Consider the following 20,404-nt stretch of genomic DNA (forward strand, 5'->3'; position numbering starts at 1 on the left):
GCGGTTGGATGAGTCCGATGCTGACAAGGCGAATCAGCACCGGCAGGGCAATTACTCTTTAACGTCCATGAACTCTTCAGCCCACGCCACATAGCTCTCCGGCAACGTGTAGGTGTGGGTCAGCTCCGTGGCGCTGAGATTGGACGTGCTATGGGTAAGCTGGCGTTGCGCACGCAGGCTGTCGTAGGTGGCCTTGATCGCGGCGAAGTAGGCGCCATGCCCGGCTACGACGATGCGCACGCCCAGGCTGGCCAGGCGCTCGCTGTCATGCAGTTGCGGGTTGCCGTAGGTCACCAGCATCAACGGCACGCTGAGGTTCTCGGCGATTTGCTCCAGGTGCTCGAAGTCTTTGACGCCAACCATGCAGATACCATCGGCGCCGGCCTTTTCGTAGGCTTTGGTGCGGGCGATAACATCGGCGGTGGGCAACACGCCGGCGTTGGTGCGGGCAATGATCGACAATGCGGGGTCGACGCGCGCCTCAATGGCTGCCTTGACCTTGCCGATGCCTTCTTCTACCGAGATCAAATCGGTGGACTTGCGCCCGAATTGCGCCGGCAGCAGGGTGTCTTCAATGGTCAGCGCGGCGACACCGGCGCGTTCCAGTTCTTCGACGGTACGCATCACGTTCAGCGCATTACCGTAGCCGTGGTCGGCGTCGGCAATGAAGGGTAACTGGGCGACACGGCCAATGCGGGTGGCTTGCTCAACGAACTCACTCAGGGTAATCAACGCAAAATCGGGGGCCGCCAGCACCTGCAGGGAGGCGACTGAACCGCCCAGGATTCCGACTTCAAAACCCAGGTCGGCTGCGATGCGGGCAGACATGGGGTCGAATACGGAGGCGGTTTCAACGCAGATGGGCGTTGCCAGCAGGTCACGGAAGTTACGGCGTAGCGCTGAGTGAGAAATCTTGGGCATGTTCTTTCCTGGCTTTGGTCATCGTCAAGTGACGATCAATGTCTATTCGTGGTGCCGGGAGATTACCACGCAGACGGGCAGGGGATTATGACGTTTGAGCGGGGCCGTGCTATTGAGCGACGGCGCTGTATGACTGGCCCAGGTCACGGGCCCAGCCGTCGAGCACTTCTTTTACGTTGTCGGCGGTCATCACTTGCTTGTCGTTATCCAGGGGAATGCCGGTGCCCTCGCTCACGATGGCTGCCACCACATCGCCGGTCGAGCCGTCTTCGAGGGACAGTTGCGTGGCGATCTCGCTGTCCTGGTCGCGGATGCCGGCGGCGGTGCTCACGCCCGCTGCGACCAGGGTGATCGGCAGCCATTCATACAGGCGCAAGCCTTGGGGGCTGGTGGCGATCCGGGTAATGGCGGGGCGTACCGTAAGCGTGTCGGGCCCGGGCTTTGCGGCCAGATACATGTGTTTGCCAAGCTCCGACCGCAGTACCAGGTCGTAATATCCGGTGACGTGGAAGAGGGTGCTTTGCGGTATCTGGGCGCTGGGTTCAACGGCCGGGAAAAACTGGCTGGGCGCCAGGTACACCTGCTTGTATCGGCCACGCTTCAAGGCCGGACTGACCCAACTCAGCACGGTCTGGCCCGAAGCAATCTGGTGCTCTTTAAGCAGGCTGTAATCGTGAAGAAAACCCGCGTCTTCGGGCTCGATACGGTTGCTGCTGCAGGCCGCCAGGCTCAAGGTGGCCGCCATCAATAACGGCAGTGAACGTTTGCAGGTCATCAGTGGGCTGCCTGTTCGTTCGGGTTGTCATGAGAGCATTCGATGTGCAACTGCCCATGGGTCATGATCCAATGGACAAGCTCGGCGATGGGGATGGAGTGGGCATACTCGACCCAGCGCCCGGCGTCGGGGCTGTAATGTTCGAAGTAGCGGCGCAATACGATGCGGTCCTGGTCCGCCGTCAGGCCCAGGCAGGATTCCTGGAACAGCATGGGGCTGTCCTGTGCGGGGGACGATGTGCGCTGGCTCAGCACCAATGGCCGCCCGGTGTCCTGTGCCTGCTCGGTATACCTGCTGCTAGAAACCTTCATGAACGTCTCCTTGAATGGAAGGCGTGCAGGATGCCCGACGGGTTTTTCCCGAAGATGTCCGGGTTGTGTCCGTGGCGAAGGAATGTTGCTCGATTGAAATAAATGACCCCGGCGCCGGAATGGTTTTAGATGTTTTCCTTTTTTGCCAGGGGACCTGGGAACGTGAGCAGACTGCTGATCGTCGACGACGACGGAGAAATTCGGGCATTGCTGAAGAAGTTCTTCGTGCAGCACGCCTATGAAGTCGACGTGGCTGCCGACGGAGAAGCCATGTGGGCAGCCATCGCCCGGCAGCGGCCAGACACCATTATCCTTGACCTCATGCTGCCCGGTGAAGGCGGTCTTAGCCTGTGCCAGAAAGTCCGGGCGCAGATGGGCATTCCAATCATCATGCTCACGGCCATGGGCGAGCTCAGTGATCGCATCGTCGGCCTGGAGCTGGGCGCCGACGACTATCTGACCAAACCGTTTGCTCCCCGCGAATTGCTGGCCCGTCTGCGTGCGGTGCAACGGCGGGCGGGGCAGCCCGTCGGCGCTGGCAGTGAGCATTCCCGGCCAATCATCGCGTTCTCCGGTTGGCATCTGGATATTACCTGCCGCGAGCTGCGCTCTCCCGAGGGCGTGATGATTCCGCTGTCCGGTGGCGAATTCGACTTGCTGGTGGTGTTTCTTGAGCATCCTCAGCGCATCCTCACCCGCGACCAATTGATCGACCTGACCCACGGCCGGGACCACGACGCCTTCGACCGCAGCATCGACGTGCAGGTCAGCCGACTGCGGCGCAAGATCGAGCCCGATTGCAAACGCCCGGACCTGATCCGCACGGTACGCAATGGCGGCTATCTGTTCACCGCCCCGGTCACCCGGTCATGATCCGCGACCTGTTGCGTCGCGACACCCTGAACCGGCGCATCGCCCTGACCATTCTCGCCGCGATGCTCGCTTCGCTGGCGCTTAATGCCTTGTTCGTCCAGGTTGCCGGGGTCTGGGCGCGCCCGCCGATCGAGCGCACGGGGTTGCTGGAGCAGATGGCCGCCACCACCAAAGTCATCGAAGCCGCGCCTGCAACGCTGCGTTCGCAACTGGCGGCAGCGGCCAGCGATGCCCGCCTGCATGTGGCCTGGCATAACGACCCTGCGGATTTCGGCCTTCCCGACGGCAACACGACGCTTCAAACGGGCGAAGTCCCGGGGATACAAGCACTGTTTGGCACTGGGCGACAAATTAAGGTGTTCAGCCCCAACGATTGGCCGCGTGGCAGCCCCGAAGCGCACTATGTTGCGCTCGTGCAGTTGCTCGATGGCAGCTGGCTGTCATTCGTCCCGCCTGAACGCACGTGGGGGCTGAGCGCACCCACGCGCATCGCGGTGATCATCACCCTGGGGTTGATCGCGACCTTGTTGGTGGCGTGGCTCGCGACCCGGCAATTGGCCCAACCGTTGCAGCGTTTCGCCAGTGCCGCCAGGCGTTTTGGTGGTGATTTGCGCGCTCCGCCCATCGACAGCGAAGGCCCCCACGAAATACGCCAGGCCATCATCGCCTTCAACACCATGCAGGCGCAGATCCAGCATTTCATTGGCGAACGCACCCATATGCTCGCGGCGATTTCCCACGACTTGCGCGCGCCTTTGACGCGGATTCGCCTGCGTTGCGAGTTCATGGAGGATCTGGACCATCAGCACAAACTGATTCGCGATGTCGAGGAAATGCAGTCGATGATCAACGCTGCGCTGGCGTTCTTTCGCGACGATACGGTGCTGGAGCAACGCACTGCATTCGATCTGTCGGAGCTGCTGCAAACCATCATCGATGACTATCGCGACCAGCATTTTGCGGTGGATTTCATTGGGCCGTCCCACCTGGTCTATCACGGACGCCCACTGGGACTTAAGCGGGTGATCGTCAACCTGCTGGAGAACGCCGCCAAATATGCGCGTCACCCTGGCATCTCTCTGAGTGCGGACGGTCAGCGCATCTGCATTGAGGTTCATGACCAGGGGCCGGGGATTCCCGAGGCTGACCTTGAGCGCGTATTCGATCCATTCTTTCGCCTCGAAACCTCGCGCAATCGTAATACCGGTGGCGTGGGTCTCGGGCTTTCAGCAGCACGCGCCATTGTGCGCGAGCAGGGCGGCGAACTGACGCTAAGCAACCGTCTGCGTGGCTCAGGCTTGGTGGCGCGGGTCGAGCTGCCTCGATAGCCTGATGCGGTGCGCGCATTATTTGCGCATTACGTTATGCGTTATAGGTATTTTACACGCGCCTCTTAGAACAGCATCGTATTGATCCTTACGAACATTGCCGAGACCGCACGCGCGGATCGACTTGACTGCCCAACACGGCATCTGGAGACGAGCGTGCGTTACCTGACAACACTGGCGGCCGGGTTGGCCGCCACCTTGCTAAGCCTGACGGCACAGGCACAAACCCTGGTCGTGGGTGACCAGAGCTATAACGCCCAAGCGGTGATGGAAGCGGCGGGGGTGTTGGATGATCTGCCCTATACCCTGGAGTGGAAGCAATTCACCGCCGGGTCACCGGTGGCCGAAGCGCTCAACGTCGGCAGCCTGGATATCGGCCTGCTGGGCGATGCGCCGGTATTGTTCCTGGGCGCATTGGGCGCACCGATCAAGGTGATTGCCGTCAGCCGCCAGAATCTTGCGGGCGTGGCGATCCTGGTGAAAAAGGATTCGTCGATCCACAGCCTGGCCGATCTTGCGGGCAAGCGTGCGGCCATCTGGAAGGGCTCCTGGAGCCAGCAACTGCTGCTGACTGCATTGGATAAAGCCGGGGTTGCACGGGACTCTCTGGAGTTGCGCTACCTCAGCGCGCTGGATGCGTCCCATGCGCTGGAGGGCGGCGCGGTTGACGTCATCGCCACCTGGGAGCCGTATGTCACGCAACAGGAACGCCAGGGTGCGCGAGTGCTGGCGACCGCCGAGGGGCTGATCCCGGCCCAGAGCTTCATTGCCGCCAACGCCAATGCGGTAGAGGCCAAGCGTGAGCCTATCAGCGACTTTCTCCAGCGGCTGAAAAAAGCCCGTGACTGGGCTCGCCAAAACCCGGCCAACGCCGATGCCTATGCCGATGCCTGGGCCAAGCGCACCCGTGCCGACGCCGACATCGCCCGTGTGTGGTTTGCTCGGGCGCGCACCACCGTCGAGCCACTGACCGCCCAGGTGCCTGTGGAAGCGCAAAAGACCGTGGACTTTTTCGCCAGCCAGGGCCTGATCAAGGCTTACCCGGCCGCCCAACTGTTTGACCTTTCCTTCGCGGCGTCCTTGCAGCCCGCCGTCGCCAGCCGCCAGCCCTGAAGGGGTCTCGTCATGACTAAAAGACAGCTCAAACTGGGCGCCCTGACCATGGGCAGTGGTGGCCCGGGCCGGCATAACCTGTGGCTCGACCCGCAACTGCCGGCCGATGCCAGCGTCAACGTCGACTGGTACATCGAGATTGCGCGCCAGGCCGAGGCGGCGCTGTTCGACTTGATGTTTATCGTCGACAGCCAATTTATCACCCCCGGCTCGCCGTCCCATTACCTCAATCGCCTGGAGCCGCTGACACTGTTATCGGCGCTGGCGGTGAGTACCCGGCATATCGGCCTGGTTGGCACGCTGACCACCTCCTACAACTCGCCGTATAACGTGGCGCGGCGCCTGGCGTCCCTGGATTTGATCAGCAAAGGCCGCGCCGGCTGGAACGTGGTCACCAGCGGTGATGCTGGCACCGCAGGCAATTACAGCCGCGATGAACATTATGACTACGCCACCCGCTATGGCCGCGCCGCCGAACACGTCCAGGTGGTGCAGGGGTTGTGGAACTCTTACGAAGACGATGCGTTCGTGCGCGACCGCGCTACCGGCCAGTTTCTCGACCCCAGCAAGCTGCACAGCCTGAACCACCAGGGCGAACATTTTCGCGTGGTCGGCCCGCTGAATATCCAACGCTCACCCCAGGGCCAACCGGTGATCTTTCAGGCCGGAGATTCCGAGCCAGGCCGCGATCTGGGCGCAGCCACGGCGGACGTGATCTTCACCCATGCGGCCAGCATCGAGCAGGGCCAGGCGTTTTACCGGGATATCAAGGGCAGGGCGGCACAAAGAGGGCGCGATCCGGAGCAGTTATTGATCATGCCCGGTGCGGAAGTCTATGTGGGTGACACTGATGCACAGGCCCGGGAAATCGAGCAGCACTACCATCAACTCGACCATAGTTTTGAACTGGCGCTCAAGGAGTTCGGGCGTAATTTCGGCTGGCATGATTTCAGCCAGTACGACCTGGATGCGCCATTCCCGCAAGAGAGCCTGGAAGCGGCGCGCAGCAGTTTTTTCACCAATGCCAAACGCATCGCCGATCAGGCGCGGGAGAAGGGTTTCACCTTGCGCCAGGCCATTGAGTTTGGTCGGCAACTGCGTCCTGGCGCCTTCGTGGGTAGCGCCGATACGGTGGCGCAGAAAATGGCCGCCTGGCTCCAGGCGCGGGCTGTGGACGGGTTCAATATCTACATCGGCCACCCCGGGCAGTTCGATCGATTCACCCGGGAGGTGATTCCGTTGTTGCAGGAGCGTGGGGTTTACCGCACAGAGTATGAAGGCTCGACTTTGCGCGAAAGTCTGGGGTTGGCGATACCACGGTTCAAGGTTTGATAGCGGTGTCGACAGGGAGCCAAGCACCTCCCCATTTCGCATAACTGCTGTGCAGTACCAGGGATTAATCCGCCTGCGCGCACTGCCTATAGTTCATTCACACACCGCAGCGTTTAAAAGCGCTGCGGGCTCCAGCCAAAAACTGAGATGAGCCTGATGAACGAATTCAACCCTGTGCCGACGGATATAAACCAAATGGACGCCGAGTACTTCGAGTACAGCAAAGCGGCCAACCCCATCAGTGCCAACCTTATTGCGCGCATTCCCTACCACAGCTTTCCCGCCTCGTTATACGACAGTGGCCCTTCACGCGTGGTACCGCTGGACCTCAGCGACGCTTTGGGCTGCGAAGGCCCTGCGACAGGCCCCGGGCTGTGCGCGAATTTCATGCGCCTTAACCGTGGCGACACGCTGACCGTGCAACCCAATGCGACGTCCCAGGTGTTCTACGTGATCGCCGGCGAGGGCAGCGTGGTTCAGGGCGAACATGAGATTCAATGGTCAAAAGGTTGCTTTATGGCCTTGCCTGGCTTGCAGGCAGCACACTTCAGCGCCCGCCAGGATGCCCGTCTTTACTACGTGCACGATGAACCGTTATTGCGTTACCTGGGGGTGGCACGCAGCGCAGACCGCTTCGCACCGACGCTGTACCCCGCAGAACTGGCTAACGCCAAGCTGCGTGAAGCGGCCGACGATCCTCGTGCGCAAGACCGCAGCCGCATCAGCATTTTGCTGGGCAACCGCAATTTCCCCCAGACGCGCACCGTGACCCATGTGCTGTGGGCCATGTATGGGATCCTGCCGGCAGGCTCGGTACAGAAACCTCACCGGCATCAGTCGATTGCGCTGGACTTCATTATTGATTGCCCGCCGGGGTGTTACTCGCTGGTGGGCACCGAGTTGGACGCGGACGGGCAGATCCGCAATCCGCAGCGGGTGGACTGGTCGCCTGGCCTGGCATTTGTCACGCCGCCGGGGTACTGGCACGCGCACTTCAATGAATCGGACACCGAGGCGTTCCTGATTCCGATTCAGGACGCAGGGCTGCAAACCTATCTGCGCTCCCTGGATATTCGTTTCAGTTGAGTCATGTCCACTCAGGCGTTTCGCCCAGTCGCTCAACGATAAAGTCGATAAAGCACCTGACCTTGGACGACACGATGCGCTTGGGCGGGTAGACAAACCACACGGCGAAGTCGCGCTCGACATCGCGTATTTGCCATTGCGGCAGCCACACGAGCAACTCGCCGGCCTGGATGCTCTGGGCGACCAACCAATCCGGCAAAAGGGCAAAGCCCAGCCCCTGGCGTGCGGCGATCAGTTGTGCGTCGAGATCATTTATCCGAATGCAGCCGTTGTGCAGCAGCGGTGATACCTGGTCGCCGCAGTCAAAGCTGATAGCGCCCGTAGGCAGCGTACCCAACACCGCGGGCAAACCGGCGAGGTCGGCAGGGGTTGAGGGTGCAGGGTGCTGCCTGGCAAAAGCCGGGCTGACCACCACACGGTAATGGCCATCGCAGAGTTTGCGGGCCTTGAGCGTCGAATCGGCCAGCGCGCCAATGCGTATGGCTAGATCGACGCCGGCATGAATCAGGTTGACCTGAGCATTATCCAATACCAATTCCACACTGATTTGCGGGTAGCGCGCGCAAAAGTCCTTCAAGGCTGGAAGGATGTGATGGCGGGCGAATGCCGGCGGCAGGTTGAGCTTCAACAAGCCCCTGGGCTGCTGGTTCAACGCAGACGTCGCCGCCTTGGCGTGTTCCAGTTCATCCAGCACCCTGCGGGCGTGCATCAGGAAGGTCTGGCCGCCTTCGGTCAGGTGCAAGGTGCGCGTGGAGCGGTTGAACAACGCGATACCCAGGTCTTGCTCAAGATCCTTTATATAGCGTGAAACCGTGGACGCCTTGATCCCCAAACGCTCGGCTGCGCGGGAGAAGTTATTGCCTTCGGCAGCTTCGACGAAGGCGGTGAGGGCACTGAAATAGTCCAAGGGCAGCCTCGGGGCAGGGCAGGAAAGTTGGCAGGTTGTTGAAGTTTGCAGGGCGCTGTCAACTCGTAACTATCGTCATTTGCTGGCACAAGCTTGATCCTGGTCAGGTAACGCTGCTGCCACGCTCTATAACCTTGGGCTTCCATCAAAGGCCAGGGACGGCTCAAGGAGCACCTCTGGTCGCCCAATCTCAAGGAAGAGTCAGCCATGCGATCATTGAAGATCCTGTTGTTATCCTCGGCATTCAACGGTTTGACCCAGCGGGCCTGGCTGGATTTGCGCCAGGCGGGTCACGACCCCAGCGTTGTGGTATTCACCGATGAAACTACGGTGTGTCGCCACGTCGAGGCGTCAGGCGCCGACCTGGTGATCTGCCCATTCCTGAAGGACCGTGTACCACAGCAGCTATGGAGCCACCCGCAGCGCCCGGTGGTGATCATCCATCCCGGCATCGTCGGTGACCGTGGCGCCAGCGCACTGGACTGGGCCATCACCCAGCAGGTCCGGCGCTGGGGCGTCACGGCCCTGCAGGCCGTGGAGGAAATGGACGCCGGGCCGATCTGGTCGACCTGTGAATTCGACATGCCCGCCGATGTACGCAAATCCGAGCTGTACAACGGCCCGGTGAGTGACGCGGCGATCGTCTGCATCCGCGACGTGGTGGAAAAATTCGCCAATGGCTTCGTCCCGGAGCCCCTCGACTACACGCAACCTAGCGTTATCGGGCGGTTGCAGCCGAACATGACCCAGGCTGACCGCACCTTCAGTTGGTTCGATTGCGCAAGCTTCATCAAGCGCAGCATCGACGCCGCCGACGGCCAACCCGGGGTGTTGGCAAGCCTGCTGGGCGGGCAATATTACCTGTACGACGCGCACTTGGACTCACGCCAGGGCACCCCGGGAGACATCCTCGCGGTACAGGACGACGCCGTGTTGGTGGCAGCAGGGGATCACAGCCTGTGGATCGGCTCGCTCAAACGCAAGGCCCAGCCAGGGGAGGAGACCTTCAAGCTGCCGGCTCGCCATGTCTTGGCTGAACAACTGGCTGACATTCCGGTGTTGAACAGCTCGATCGCGCAACAAAGCTTCAATGCGCTGGCCTATCAACCGATTCGCTACCGGGAGGCCGGTCACGTCGGCGAACTGACATTCGAGTTCTACAACGGCGCCATGAGCACCGAACAATGCCAACGACTGGTGGCAGCATTGCACTGGGCCAAGGCGCGAGACACCCAAGTGTTGTTGATCAAGGGCGGGCGAGGGAGCTTTTCCAATGGTGTACACCTCAATGTCATCCAGGCCGCCAAAGTGCCGGGGCTGGAAGCCTGGGCCAATATTCAAGCCATCGACGATGTGTGCCGGGAGCTGCTAACCGCCAGGCAACTGGTGATCAGCGGCCTGACCGGCAGTGCGGGCGCAGGCGGCGTGATGCTCGCGCTGGCCGCTGATATTGTCTTGGCACGTGAGGGCGTAGTGCTCAACCCGCATTACAAAACCATGGGGCTCTATGGCTCCGAATACTGGACCTACAGCCTGCCCCGAGCCGTAGGCAGTGAGATCGCGCACAAGCTCACCGAAGAGTGCCTGCCCGTCAGTGCCGTCCAGGCCTTGCAGCACGGCATGGTTCAGGACATCGGCCCACGCTGCCCACACGCCTTTGATCTGTGGCTCTCTCAACAGGCCCAAAGCGCGCTGACCGATGAGAAGTATCTGTACGCACGCACCCGTAAAGCCACGCTGGATAGTCAGCAGGTTGAACGTTGCCGCGAACATGAGCTGGTACAGATGCAGTTGGATATGGTGCAAAACCGCCAACAGTTTGCCGAAAAGTGCCGAAACTTCGTGTTTAAACGCAAAACCTGCCAGACCCCGCAGCGCTTGATCGCGCCCTGGGCGGTGACGTACGAGGCCGAAGTCCCGGAATGCTGAATGGCTGACCGATCCTCTACGGTCGACGCGTGAAGGGCCCAGCCTCGCATTGGGCAATAGGGTTCCCCATAATGGAGGCCAATTCGCCCAAACGCTCAGACCAGAGGCCCCATGGAACTGCACAACCTGAACGATAACGCAGCGCTCGTATGAATCGTGCGCTGTTTATTTCGTTGGATGGGCCCAAGGGCACCGGCAAAACCACGCTGTTGGAGGCCGTTACGACAGCATTGAGGGCCGACAACAAAAAGGTTGTCCGCCTGTGCGAGCGCAAGAGCGATCCCTATCGAGCGCAAACGATGGCTCTGGTTAACACATTCGCCAGAGATCCCAGCCGGGATCTGGAACTTGAGGTGTGTGAACGCTTTGCCGACAGCCGTCGCTGGATTACCCGGCACGTACTGGCTGCCCAGCCACCTGACAGCATCATCCTGATGGACCGTTGGTACCCCTCCGATGCGGCGTTTCGTCGATTGATACCGTTTAAAGATATCCTTGCGCTGAACCTTGATCGACAGGTGCAAGTGCCGGATCTGCATGTGGGGGTTGTCACCACTGCGCAAATATCCTGGGCGAGGGCAACGACACGACGGCGCGGGTTGAGCAGTACGGTGATGCATAAGCTGGAGGAGCAGGTTGTGTGTACCGAGGCGTTTGAACGGGCGGCTGTGGGGCAGGGGTGGGTGATGTGTCGCAATGAAGGGACGATTGAGGAGGCGATGAGGCGGGTGGTTTCGCAGATATATAAAGTCCTTTGATCGAATTCAACATGAAGGGCGCTAGGCTAAAAACAGAACGGCTGCGACACATCAGTAGCTTCAATAAGGTTTCCCTCGTACCCCCTAGAGTTCCACGCCAGGAGGTACGAGAGAGGTAAGCCATAGCCCTTAAACCAATCCTTCGCGTTTGTATTGATTTGCCGAACTGTCAGCGGGCTTGGGTTTTCTGGAACAGGTCAGCTGGTAAGCAATTGCCAACCATAGGAACCATCCCGGCATGACCATCAACGCAATTCGGGTGTCTGGTCTCAATGCCAGCAGACAAAGAACAAAGCCCAGAAACGCCAAAGAGAACCAGGCCATCGGCGCGCCGCCAGGCATCTTGTAGGTCGATTTTGCATGCAGGTCAGGGCGAGTGTTGCGATAGGCAATGTACGACGCGAGGATCGTCGACCAAGTGAAAATCACCAGAATTGCTGACACGGTAGAGACGATGGTGAACGCGGTCATGACTTCTGGAACGATGAACAGCAACAACACGCCCAGCAGCATCAACAAGGTGGTGAACGCCAAACTCAGCAGAGGCACGCTGTTGCTCGACAGACGCCGGAAAATCCCCGGAGCGTTGTCCTGATTGGCCAGCCCGAACAGCATCCGACTGGATGAAAATACGCCACTGTTGGCCGATGAGGCGGCGGATGTCAGCACCACAAAGTTGACGATACCGGCTGCTGCGGGGAACCCCGCAACCAGAAACAGCTCGACGAAGGGGCTCTTGTTGGGCGAAACCTGTTGCCAGGAAGTCACTGCAATAATGCAGGCCAGTGCCAGCACATAAAACAAGATGATTCTGAGCGGAATCGAGTTGATGGCTTTAGGCAGGGTCTTTTCGGGGGAGCGCGTTTCGGCGGCTGCGGTGCCGATCAGCTCGGTGCCCGCAAATGAGAAAATCGCCATCTGAAACCCGGCAAAGAAACCGAACAAGCCGTTGGGGAATGCGCCCTGTTTATCCAGCAAGTGGTTCAGGGACGCAGTGACGCCACTGGGTGAGACAAAGGAGCTGGCAATCAGCACCATGCTCACGCCAATCAGGGCAACGACGGCAATGATTTTGATGATCGCGAACCAGAACTCCACTTCACCGAAGAGCCTGACAGTCAGCACGTTCAAGGCGAACAGTGTTATCAGCATGCCGATGGCCGGTATCCAGGCGGGTACATCAGGGAACCAATACTGAAAAAATCCACCCACCACAACTGCATCACCTATCACTGCAACGCTCCAGCTTAGCCAATATGACCAGCCGAGAAAGAATGCTGCACGTGGGCCAAGATAGGCACCGGCAAAATCAGCAAAGGTTTTGAAGTTCAAGTTGGAAAGCAACATTTCGCCCATGGCACGCATGACGAAGTAGACGAACAGACCGATGATCATATAGATGAGGATGATCGACGTGCCGGAGAGGGCGATGATCTTCCCGGACCCCATGAACAGGCCTGTCCCGATAGCACCTCCCATGGCCATTAACTGAATGTGACGATTGCTGAGCGTGCGCTGCAGCGCGGGCTGTTCAACCCGTTCGGACGGAGTCGATTTCATTACAAAACCTCTTGATTTTATGTTTTTGAGTTTTGGTAGAAAAGTGGGAATCACGTGACCTTGATAGAGATGTAATGGCTACTGACGGTAGTGGTTTGCGGAGTTTCAGGCCCGTTTGCTCTCGTAACCATGCAGCACATTGACGGCATTGATCCCGATTTCATCAACCATGTACCCGCCTTCCATCACAAACAGGGCAGGGCAGCCCACGCCGGCTATCAGCTCGCCGATGCCGATGAAGTCTTCGCTTTCAAGCAAAAAGTGGCTGATGGGGTCGTCCTTGAAGGTGTCGACGCCCAGTGAAATAACCAGCACGTCAGGGGCAAATTGCTGAAGTTTCTTGCAGGCGTGGAGCAAGGCGTTGCGGTAGCTTTCCCAAGAGGTGTTCTTCGGCAGCGGATAGTTCAGGTTGTAACCTTCGCCGTGACCAGCGCCGACTTCGTGGCTGTAGCCTGAGTAGTACGGATAGGACACCGCCGGTTCGCCGTGCAGCGAGACAAACATGACGTCACTGCGTCCGTAGAAAATATTCTGGGTACCGTTGCCATGATGAAAGTCGACATCCAATACCGCGACACGCTTGGCGCCTCGGGTAATAGCCTGCTGTGCGGCAATGGCTGCGTTGTTCAGATAGCAATAGCCGCCCATGTATTCACGTGCTGCGTGATGGCCGGGCGGGCGGCATAGGGCAAAGGCGCTGTCGTGACCTTCATCGATCAGCGCCAGTCCGGTCAGCGCGATATCGGCACTGGTTTTTACCGCTTGCCAGGTGGTGGCGGTAATGGGGGAGCCGGCGTCCATGGCGTAGAAACCCAGCTTGCCGTCGATGAAACTCGGAACTTGCTCGTTGGCCAGATCACGCACTGGCCATACCAGCGGCAAGGCGTCGTGGGTGCGCCCGGTTGCACACCATTCAGACCAGGCAGATTCCAGAAAAGTTACGTAGCGCTCGCTGTGCGCGTTGACATAGCACGACCGATCAAATGCCCGCGGTTCGATGATCTGGCCAAGACCTACCTGTTTGACCCGATTGTGGACGGTATCGGCCCGACTGGGCTGTTCGAAGGACGGCTTGAGCACGCCGTCTTTCAATTCGGTGCCGTGGTGCAAACGGTGGGAATCACTGAAAACTGTAAACATTGTGCGCATCCGTTGATGTGAGCCAGTGCAAATATTCTGTTCCGGCTCTGATGCGCTTTCTTTGCTTTGTTTTCGTGGTTTACTGGATTATTCGGGCGTTTTTACTCAGGAATGACGTAATGCAGAAAAAAACATCCAAACGCATCAGTCTCGACGACACCGACCTGGCGATTCTCGCGTTGCTGCAGGAGGATGCGAGTATTTCCAACTCTGAGCTCAGTGAGCGCTTGTCGTTAAGCCTGACACCTTGTTGGAGGCGGCGTAAGAGAATGGAGGAGGCGGGCGTGATTAAAGGCTATCAGGCGAACCTTGATCGACGAATGCTGGGGCTGGATATCATGGCGTTCGTGCACATCCGTTTTTCCACCCACGCCGACCACGCTCCCGATGATTTTGAGGCGGTGATCGCTCAACTGCCTGAAGTGTTGTCCTGTCACAAGATCACCGGGGATGCCGATTACGTGCTGCAAGTGTTAGCAGAGGACCTTGATAGCTACAGTGATTTTATCGAGCAGGTGCTCAGGCATCAGGTGGGTATTGCGTCCATCCAGTCCAGTCTGGCTTTACGCGAAATTAAGACCAGTAGCCGTATCGCGATACCCAAATCGATCAAGGCGTGAATGGGCAGGGGGTAGATCACAAAGTGGAACCCTGTCTTTAACAGCGATTGGTGCATTTGTATCGTTTTGTATCTGCGCTTTGGATAGATACACAGCGATTCTTTTAAGTCGGTTGATGACACATACGGGATACCAGCGGGGCTTTAAATGAACCCATCGAGAAGGCGCAAACCTTCTCCAATGGATGACTCATTTAACTCGCGGCTATCTCTGCGCGTTTCGCGACGTTGTCGACCAATGACTTATAGGAAATTCAAAATGCCTGCAGCCACGTTCGGTTTCACCTGGCGCCATTGTCTGGCTTCTTCCGTGAGAATGGGTGTTTTGGGGTTGGCCCTGATAACCGGCAGCGGTGGTGCCTGGGCTGCTGGCCCGGCCGCCGATGTGTCAGTTGCCAGCTCGGCCTCGACCAGTCCCGAATCGATCAGACCTTATCGAATTCACGTCGATGAAGCTCAATTGGCCGATCTGAAAAAGCGCATTGCGGCGACCCGCTGGCCGGACAAAGAGACCGTCAACGACGTTTCCCAAGGCGTGCAGTTGGCCCAGGTCCAGGCGCTGGTGAAGTATTGGGGCAGCGGCTATGACTGGCGCAAGGCCGAAGCGAAGCTCAATGCGCTGCCTGAATTCATCACGAGAATCGACGGCGTCGATATTCAATTCATCCATGTTCGCTCGCCAAACCCCAACGCGATGCCGCTGCTTCTGACACACGGATGGCCTGGCTCACAGTTTGAGTTCCTGAAGACTATCGGCCCGCTGACGGATCCCGTTGCTTACGGCGGTAAGGTTGAAGATTCGTTCGACGTGATCATTCCATCGATTCCGGGACACGGTTTTTCCGGTAAGCCGACTGAATTGGGTTGGGGGCCGGATCGAGTCGCGAAGGCTTGGGATGTGCTCGTCAAGCGTCTGGGTTATACCCATTATGTTTCCCAGGGCGGAGATCACGGTTCGGTCATATCGGATGCATTGGGCCGCCTGAATCCGCCGGGGCTGTTGGGCATTCACTTGAACATGCCGGCCACCATCCCGCCCGAATTGGTCAAGCCGATCAATAGCGGCGAGCCGGCCCCTGTCGGGCTCACTGAGCCTGAACGCAAGGCGTTTGATTCCTTGAGCACCTTCTTCGGCCGCAATGCAGCATACGGCGCGATGATGGTTACGCGCCCGCAGACTATCGGTTAACTGCTGGCCGATTCGCCCACCGGCACTGCGGCGTGGATGTACGAAAAAATCGCCGCGTGGACGGACAGTGATGGCCAGCCTGAACGGGTATTGACCCGTGACGAGATGCTGGACGATATCAGCCTGTACTGGCTGACGAACGCGGGCGCATCGTCATCGCGTTTCTATTGGGAAAACAACAACAACAATTTCAGCGCTGCCGCGCAGAACACCGCAAGCATCAAGGTGCCGGTGGCGATCACGGTCTTCCCGCACGAGATTTATCAGGCGCCAAAAAGCTGGGCGCAACGCGCTTACCCATCACTTTCCTACTACAGCCAGGTTAACAAGGGCGGCCACTTCGCTTCCTGGGAGCAACCTCAATTGTTCAGCGAACAGTTGCGGGAGGCCTTCCGGCCGCTGCGCGCCAAGCTGAGCGCAACGAAGACAGCCCAGTAGCTCACACGCAATCCAGCCAACACACCGGGCCGCTATTCGGCGGCTCGCTACGGAGAAACACCATGGAGATGACCTTGCTGAACAATCAAAATAAATCCAGCCGCCTGCGGGGTCTTGCCCCATCGCTGTTGGCAGCAGCGGTGCTGCAATTCGCAGCGGTAGCTGTCGGTTTTTCCCAAGCCAGCGCGGCTGATGTGCCCGCGTCCACCATTGGGGCTATCACGCCGGGAGCTCACACCTCTCTCGGTGCTCTTAAGCATGTGAAAGCGGGGCTGCTGGACGTTTCTTACGCGGAACTCGGCCCAGCCGATGGCCCTGTGATCATTTTGTTGCACGGCTGGCCCTACGATATCAACGCATACGCTGATGTCGCTCCTGCTTTGGCGGACAAGGGATATCGAGTGTTGATCCCTTCTGCGCGTGGTTATGGCGATACGCATTTTCTCTCGGCCAAGACAGTTCGCAATGGTCAACCCGCTGCGCTGGCGACCGACCTGATCGACTTCATGGACGCGCTGAAGATCAAGACGGCGGTACTGGGTGGGTTTGACTGGGGCGCCCGTACTGCAGATATCGTTGCGGCACTGTGGCCGGAAAGAGTGAAAGCCCTGGTCGCTGTGAGCGGTTACCTGATAGGCAGCCAAGAGGCTGGCAAGGCGCCATTGCCGCCAGCCGCCGAACTGCAGTGGTGGTACCAGTTCTACTTCGCGACCGAGCGCGGGCGCCTGGGCTACGAGAAAAATACCCATGACTTCGCCAAGCTCATCTGGAAGCTGGCGTCGCCACAGTGGAATTTCGACGACGCCACTTATGAGCTCAGCGCGGCGTCCTTGCAAAACCCTGATCACGTGGCCGTGTCGATTTTCAACTATCGCTGGCGCCTGGGGTTGGTCAAGGGCGAGGCCAGATACGATGCGCTGGAGAAGAAACTCGCGGCATTTCCATCCATCAGCGTGCCGACCATCACCCTGGAAGGTGATGCGAACGGCGCACCGCACCCACCTGCCGAAGCGTACGCCAAGCGCTTCACTGGCAAGTATGAGTACCGATTGATCACCGGTGGTGTAGGCCACAACTTGCCGCAGGAAGCGCCGAAAGCCTTCGCCCAGGCGGTGATCGACGCCGATCATCTTTGAAAACCGGCTGAGAGGATGGCGAGAATGAAGCTGAAATTTCTGGCCGCGATGTCGGCTGCCATTGCAATCGCAGCGTTGAGCGCTACCGGTGTGGCCTCGGGCGGCGCCAGTACTGGCGACGCCTCACCAATCTATGGCGTGAAATTGCCGGAAAACTACCGCCTATGGCCGCTGATTGCCCCGGCGCAGGAAGCGGCCCCCTTGAACGAGCTGCGAGCCGTGGTGGGCAATGACTTGGCCATCAAGGCTTATCAGGATTCAACGCTGCCGTTCCCTGATGGCACGGTGCTGGTAAAGCTGGCCTGGAAACATGTGCAGTCCCCGGAATTCGAGCCGGCGTCCATCCCGGGGCCGGCCACGACCGTGCAGGTGATGGTTAAGGACTCGAAAAAATATGCAGCAACCGGTGGTTAGGGATTCGGGCGGTTTATCAACGGTAAACCGGCCGATGAAGCCCAACACCAAACCTGCTTCGCCTGTCACCAGGCGCGAGTGCGTAATCACGACTTTGTCTTCACGCGCTTCGCTCCCTGATTTCCCGTCAAATCCGGAGTCAACAATGAAAAAAGTATTAACCGCACTGGCCGTCGCCGTCAGCCTGGGCATGGCGACACACGCCTGGTCGCAAACTGAAAAACCCACGATTGTGCTCGTACATGGCGCCTTTGCCGATGCGTCGAGTTGGAATGGTGTCGTGAAGATTCTCGAGAAGGACGGTTACCCGGTGGTTGCCGCTGCCAACCCATTGCGCGGTGTAAAGAGCGATGGGTCGGCAATCTCGGCATTGCTGACGAGCATTCATTCGCCGGTGGTGTTGGTCGGCCACTCCTATGGCGGCAACGTTATCAGTGATGCGGCCAACGATCATGCAAACGTCAAAGCCCTGGTTTACGTCAGTGCGTTTGCACCTGAGGCCGGGGAAACCGTCGCCGGGCTGGCCGGCAAATTCCCGGGCAGCACGCTGGGTCCAACGCTGGCTGCGCCTGTACCGCTGGCCGATGGGGGCAAGGACTTGTACATCCAGCAGGACAAATTTCACAACCAGTTCGCCGCTGACGTCCCCGCGAAAGAGGCGGCATTGATGGCCGCCACCCAACGCCCGGTAACGGAAGCGGCGCTCAACGAAGCATCCGGCAGCCCTGCCTGGAAGCATATTCCGTCCTGGTACATCTACGGCGACAAGGACAAGAACATTCCCCCGCAAGCCATGGCATTCATGGCCAAGCGCGCCGCTGCCAAAGCCGTGGAAGTGGTCAAGGGCGCTTCCCATGTCGTGATGGTTTCGAACCCGGAACCGGTTGCCCGCCTCATCGAAAAAGCCGCCACCGCGAAGTAACACGCCAAGGGCGAAGCGGCGTTTTCAGCGCTCTATGCCGAGGTGGGTTTTACACGGCGCCCGGCGGGATTCGTTTTGAACGTGTGCAACGCTGAACGCGGGAGAGGGGTATTCGACGCTGCCAACGCCTGGGCATACCGGGCGTTGTGCTTATCGCGGGCAACCGCAATCAATCAGGTACGCCACGATGTGGAAGATCAATCACAGTTACATTGATGGAGCATTCGTTCCCGTTCAGGGCAATGAAACGGTGCAATGCATCAATCCGGCTACCGAGGCGGTCATCGGTACGCTCACCCTGGCTGATCGTGAAGATGCCAGGCGCGCTATCGCGGCGGCTTCGCATGCTCAAGTCGCGATGGGCCGCACCTCCAAGGCCGAGCGTATCGACATGCTCGAGCAGTTGCAGGCTGCCGTGCTGGCGAGCACGAATGAAATTCGCGATACCGCCATCGAAGAGTACGGTGCGCCGTTTGCCCGTGCGCAATGGGTCAGTCGCTACGCTTCGCAGTCATTTGCCAATGCGGCGCAGGTGTTGAAACACTTCGACCTGAGTCGTTCGGTCGGTGACGCTACCGTGGTGATGGAGCCGGTCGGAGTCGCGGCGCTGTTTGCCCCCTGGAACAGCACCGCCGGGACGATATGCAGCAAACTGGCATCGGCCATCGCGGCGGGTTGTGCCTCGGTCATCAAACCGAGCGAGTTGAGCCCCTTGCAAACCACCGTGCTCGCCAAAGCGTTGCACCGCGCAGAGTTGCCCAATGGGGTTTTCAACATTCTGTTGGGACGCGGCAGTGATGTGGGTGACGAAATCAGCGCCAGCCCACTCATCGCGAAAATTTCATTTACCGGGTCCACCGCTACCGGAAAGCTTATTGCACGTGCCGGAATCGAGACCATGAAGCGAGTGAGCCTGTCGCTCACGGGGAAGTCGGCCTCTATCATCCTGGATGACGCCGATCTCGACATCGCCATTCCCCTGGCTCTGAATGCTGCGTTCATGAACAACGGTCAGGCATGTGTCGCTGGCACACGTCTGCTGGTGCCACGCTCGCACGCCGAGGACATTATCAAGCGCGTCAAAAGCCTGGTTGAAGCGATGGTCGTCGGCGATCCGCAGGATCCGGCCACGGCTCTCGGGCCGCTGGTCAATCGCGCCCAATTCGACCGCGTACAAGCTTTCATCCGCCGCGGGCAGGCGCAAGGCGCGACGTTGATTATCGGCGGGGAGGGCAGGCCGACCGGCTTGAACAGGGGCTACTTCGTCAGGCCTACGGTCTTTGCCGACGTCAGCAATGACATGGACATCGCGCAAGAGGAGATTTTCGGCCCGGTGCTATCGATCATTGCGTATGACTCGCAAGAACAGGCGATCGCTATTGCCAATGCCAGTCTCTACGGTTTGCAGGCTTATGTATTTACCCGGCAACCGGAACGTGCCCAACGCCTGGCGACCCAGCTGCAGGCCGGCTCGGTGTTGATCAACAGAATTTCGCCAGAGCTGCTGGCGCCGTTCGGCGGGGTAAAGCAGTCCGGTGTCGGCCGGGAGTTTGGAGTCTTTGGGCTGCAAGCATTTCTTGAGGCCAAAAGCATCGTGTCCGATTAGCCTTGGGTGGGCGGGAGAGGGTGGTCGCGCAACCCAGGCCGCAGGAG

Annotated in this window: 17 protein-coding genes and 2 pseudogenes; 13 read left to right on the top strand and 6 right to left on the bottom strand. The window is 59.2% G+C overall.

Features of this window, described 5'->3' with window-relative positions:
* Positions 1 to 51 precede the first annotated feature (51 nt).
* The 3 genes from J1G33_RS14595 to J1G33_RS14605 all read right to left on the bottom strand — a co-directional run bounded on the left by J1G33_RS14595 (position 52) and on the right by J1G33_RS14605 (position 2,007).
* Positions 52 to 921 (bottom strand): oxaloacetate decarboxylase, encoded by an 870-nt coding sequence (locus tag J1G33_RS14595; protein ID WP_005788420.1) that lies wholly within the window; start codon positions 919 to 921, stop codon positions 52 to 54.
* 109 nt (positions 922 to 1,030) lie between these two features.
* Positions 1,031 to 1,696, bottom strand: a complete 666-nt coding sequence (locus J1G33_RS14600) for a DUF3313 domain-containing protein (protein WP_223018282.1) — start codon at positions 1,694 to 1,696, stop codon at positions 1,031 to 1,033.
* Complete coding sequence (locus tag J1G33_RS14605) at positions 1,696 to 2,007, bottom strand: hypothetical protein (protein ID WP_078821384.1); 312 nt, start codon at positions 2,005 to 2,007, stop codon at positions 1,696 to 1,698. Before J1G33_RS14605 ends, J1G33_RS14600 begins: the two co-directional genes overlap by 1 nt.
* Positions 2,008 to 2,136: 129 nt before the next feature.
* On the opposite strand from J1G33_RS14605, the gene J1G33_RS14610 reads away from it, so the two are divergent.
* The 5 genes from J1G33_RS14610 to J1G33_RS14630 all read left to right on the top strand — a co-directional run bounded on the left by J1G33_RS14610 (position 2,137) and on the right by J1G33_RS14630 (position 7,739).
* Positions 2,137 to 2,880, top strand: coding sequence for a response regulator (locus J1G33_RS14610; RefSeq protein WP_223018283.1), 744 nt, complete (start codon positions 2,137 to 2,139; stop codon positions 2,878 to 2,880).
* Entirely contained in the window at positions 2,877 to 4,208 is a 1,332-nt protein-coding gene (locus J1G33_RS14615; protein WP_223018284.1) for an ATP-binding protein, read from the top strand. Before J1G33_RS14610 ends, J1G33_RS14615 begins: the two co-directional genes overlap by 4 nt.
* A 156-nt stretch (positions 4,209 to 4,364) precedes the next feature.
* Entirely contained in the window at positions 4,365 to 5,321 is a 957-nt protein-coding gene (locus tag J1G33_RS14620) for an ABC transporter substrate-binding protein (protein WP_223018285.1), read from the top strand.
* Positions 5,322 to 5,333: 12 nt separating this feature from the next.
* On the top strand, positions 5,334 to 6,653 hold the full coding sequence (locus J1G33_RS14625; RefSeq protein ID WP_032875290.1) for an LLM class flavin-dependent oxidoreductase: 1,320 nt from the start codon (positions 5,334 to 5,336) through the stop codon (positions 6,651 to 6,653).
* Positions 6,654 to 6,809: 156 nt separating this feature from the next.
* Positions 6,810 to 7,739 (top strand): cupin, encoded by a 930-nt coding sequence (locus J1G33_RS14630; RefSeq protein WP_032875291.1) that lies wholly within the window; start codon positions 6,810 to 6,812, stop codon positions 7,737 to 7,739.
* A 1-nt stretch (position 7,740) separates the two neighbouring features.
* On the opposite strand, the gene J1G33_RS14635 is transcribed toward J1G33_RS14630, so the two are convergent.
* Positions 7,741 to 8,646, bottom strand: a complete 906-nt coding sequence (locus J1G33_RS14635; RefSeq protein ID WP_148853229.1) for a LysR family transcriptional regulator — start codon at positions 8,644 to 8,646, stop codon at positions 7,741 to 7,743.
* A 207-nt stretch (positions 8,647 to 8,853) separates the two neighbouring features.
* Between J1G33_RS14635 and J1G33_RS14640 the strand changes: the two genes are divergently transcribed.
* Complete coding sequence (locus J1G33_RS14640) at positions 8,854 to 10,575, top strand: hydrogenase maturation protein (RefSeq protein ID WP_223018286.1); 1,722 nt, start codon at positions 8,854 to 8,856, stop codon at positions 10,573 to 10,575.
* Between the two features lie 149 nt (positions 10,576 to 10,724).
* On the top strand, positions 10,725 to 11,333 hold the full coding sequence (locus J1G33_RS14645; protein ID WP_223018287.1) for a dTMP kinase: 609 nt from the start codon (positions 10,725 to 10,727) through the stop codon (positions 11,331 to 11,333).
* Between the two features lie 129 nt (positions 11,334 to 11,462).
* Here the strand turns inward: J1G33_RS14645 and J1G33_RS14650 are convergent, their stop codons facing one another.
* Both J1G33_RS14650 and J1G33_RS14655 read right to left on the bottom strand, forming a co-directional pair.
* Positions 11,463 to 12,893: an amino acid permease gene (locus J1G33_RS14650; RefSeq protein WP_223018288.1), complete on the bottom strand. Its 1,431-nt coding sequence runs from the start codon at positions 12,891 to 12,893 to the stop codon at positions 11,463 to 11,465.
* A 105-nt stretch (positions 12,894 to 12,998) separates the two neighbouring features.
* The gene (locus tag J1G33_RS14655; RefSeq protein WP_032875300.1) at positions 12,999 to 14,033 is read right to left on the bottom strand and encodes a histone deacetylase family protein; all 1,035 of its coding nucleotides are present in this window, start codon (positions 14,031 to 14,033) and stop codon (positions 12,999 to 13,001) included.
* 119 nt (positions 14,034 to 14,152) lie between these two features.
* Between J1G33_RS14655 and J1G33_RS14660 the strand changes: the two genes are divergently transcribed.
* The 6 genes and pseudogenes from J1G33_RS14660 (at position 14,153) to J1G33_RS14685 (ending at position 20,357) form a co-directional block, all read left to right on the top strand.
* On the top strand, positions 14,153 to 14,653 hold the full coding sequence (locus J1G33_RS14660; RefSeq protein WP_032875302.1) for an Lrp/AsnC family transcriptional regulator: 501 nt from the start codon (positions 14,153 to 14,155) through the stop codon (positions 14,651 to 14,653).
* A gap of 258 nt (positions 14,654 to 14,911) precedes the next feature.
* A pseudogene (locus J1G33_RS14665) lies at positions 14,912 to 16,279 on the top strand (epoxide hydrolase family protein).
* A 62-nt stretch (positions 16,280 to 16,341) separates the two neighbouring features.
* A complete protein-coding gene (locus tag J1G33_RS14670) occupies positions 16,342 to 17,415 on the top strand; it encodes an alpha/beta hydrolase (RefSeq protein WP_223018289.1) in 1,074 nt (357 codons plus the stop codon).
* Between the two features lie 24 nt (positions 17,416 to 17,439).
* Positions 17,440 to 17,949, top strand: a pseudogene (locus tag J1G33_RS14675) (cytochrome P460 family protein).
* A 25-nt stretch (positions 17,950 to 17,974) separates the two neighbouring features.
* Positions 17,975 to 18,751: an alpha/beta hydrolase gene (locus J1G33_RS14680; RefSeq protein WP_223018290.1), complete on the top strand. Its 777-nt coding sequence runs from the start codon at positions 17,975 to 17,977 to the stop codon at positions 18,749 to 18,751.
* Positions 18,752 to 18,938: 187 nt separating this feature from the next.
* Complete coding sequence (locus J1G33_RS14685) at positions 18,939 to 20,357, top strand: aldehyde dehydrogenase family protein (protein ID WP_223018291.1); 1,419 nt, start codon at positions 18,939 to 18,941, stop codon at positions 20,355 to 20,357.
* Positions 20,358 to 20,404 lie beyond the last annotated feature (47 nt).

The sequence above is a fragment of the Pseudomonas sp. P867 genome, from assembly GCF_019891455.1.
GTDB classification, from domain to species: domain Bacteria; phylum Pseudomonadota; class Gammaproteobacteria; order Pseudomonadales; family Pseudomonadaceae; genus Aquipseudomonas; species Aquipseudomonas synxantha_A.

Excerpts from the sequence above, each read along its gene's own strand:
- J1G33_RS14595 (WP_005788420.1), bottom strand. The coding sequence starts at position 921 with ATGCCCAAGATTTCTCACTCAGCGCTACGCCGTAACTTCCGTGACCTG.
- J1G33_RS14600 (WP_223018282.1), bottom strand. The coding sequence starts at position 1,696 with ATGACCTGCAAACGTTCACTGCCGTTATTGATGGCGGCCACCTTGAGC.
- J1G33_RS14605 (WP_078821384.1), bottom strand. The coding sequence starts at position 2,007 with ATGAAGGTTTCTAGCAGCAGGTATACCGAGCAGGCACAGGACACCGGG.
- J1G33_RS14610 (WP_223018283.1), top strand. The coding sequence starts at position 2,137 with ATGTTTTCCTTTTTTGCCAGGGGACCTGGGAACGTGAGCAGACTGCTG.
- J1G33_RS14615 (WP_223018284.1), top strand. The coding sequence starts at position 2,877 with ATGATCCGCGACCTGTTGCGTCGCGACACCCTGAACCGGCGCATCGCC.
- J1G33_RS14625 (WP_032875290.1), top strand. The coding sequence starts at position 5,334 with ATGACTAAAAGACAGCTCAAACTGGGCGCCCTGACCATGGGCAGTGGT.
- J1G33_RS14630 (WP_032875291.1), top strand. The coding sequence starts at position 6,810 with ATGAACGAATTCAACCCTGTGCCGACGGATATAAACCAAATGGACGCC.
- J1G33_RS14640 (WP_223018286.1), top strand. The coding sequence starts at position 8,854 with ATGCGATCATTGAAGATCCTGTTGTTATCCTCGGCATTCAACGGTTTG.
- J1G33_RS14645 (WP_223018287.1), top strand. The coding sequence starts at position 10,725 with ATGAATCGTGCGCTGTTTATTTCGTTGGATGGGCCCAAGGGCACCGGC.
- J1G33_RS14650 (WP_223018288.1), bottom strand. The coding sequence starts at position 12,893 with ATGAAATCGACTCCGTCCGAACGGGTTGAACAGCCCGCGCTGCAGCGC.
- J1G33_RS14655 (WP_032875300.1), bottom strand. The coding sequence starts at position 14,033 with ATGTTTACAGTTTTCAGTGATTCCCACCGTTTGCACCACGGCACCGAA.
- J1G33_RS14660 (WP_032875302.1), top strand. The coding sequence starts at position 14,153 with ATGCAGAAAAAAACATCCAAACGCATCAGTCTCGACGACACCGACCTG.
- J1G33_RS14670 (WP_223018289.1), top strand. The coding sequence starts at position 16,342 with ATGGAGATGACCTTGCTGAACAATCAAAATAAATCCAGCCGCCTGCGG.
- J1G33_RS14680 (WP_223018290.1), top strand. The coding sequence starts at position 17,975 with ATGAAAAAAGTATTAACCGCACTGGCCGTCGCCGTCAGCCTGGGCATG.
- J1G33_RS14685 (WP_223018291.1), top strand. The coding sequence starts at position 18,939 with ATGTGGAAGATCAATCACAGTTACATTGATGGAGCATTCGTTCCCGTT.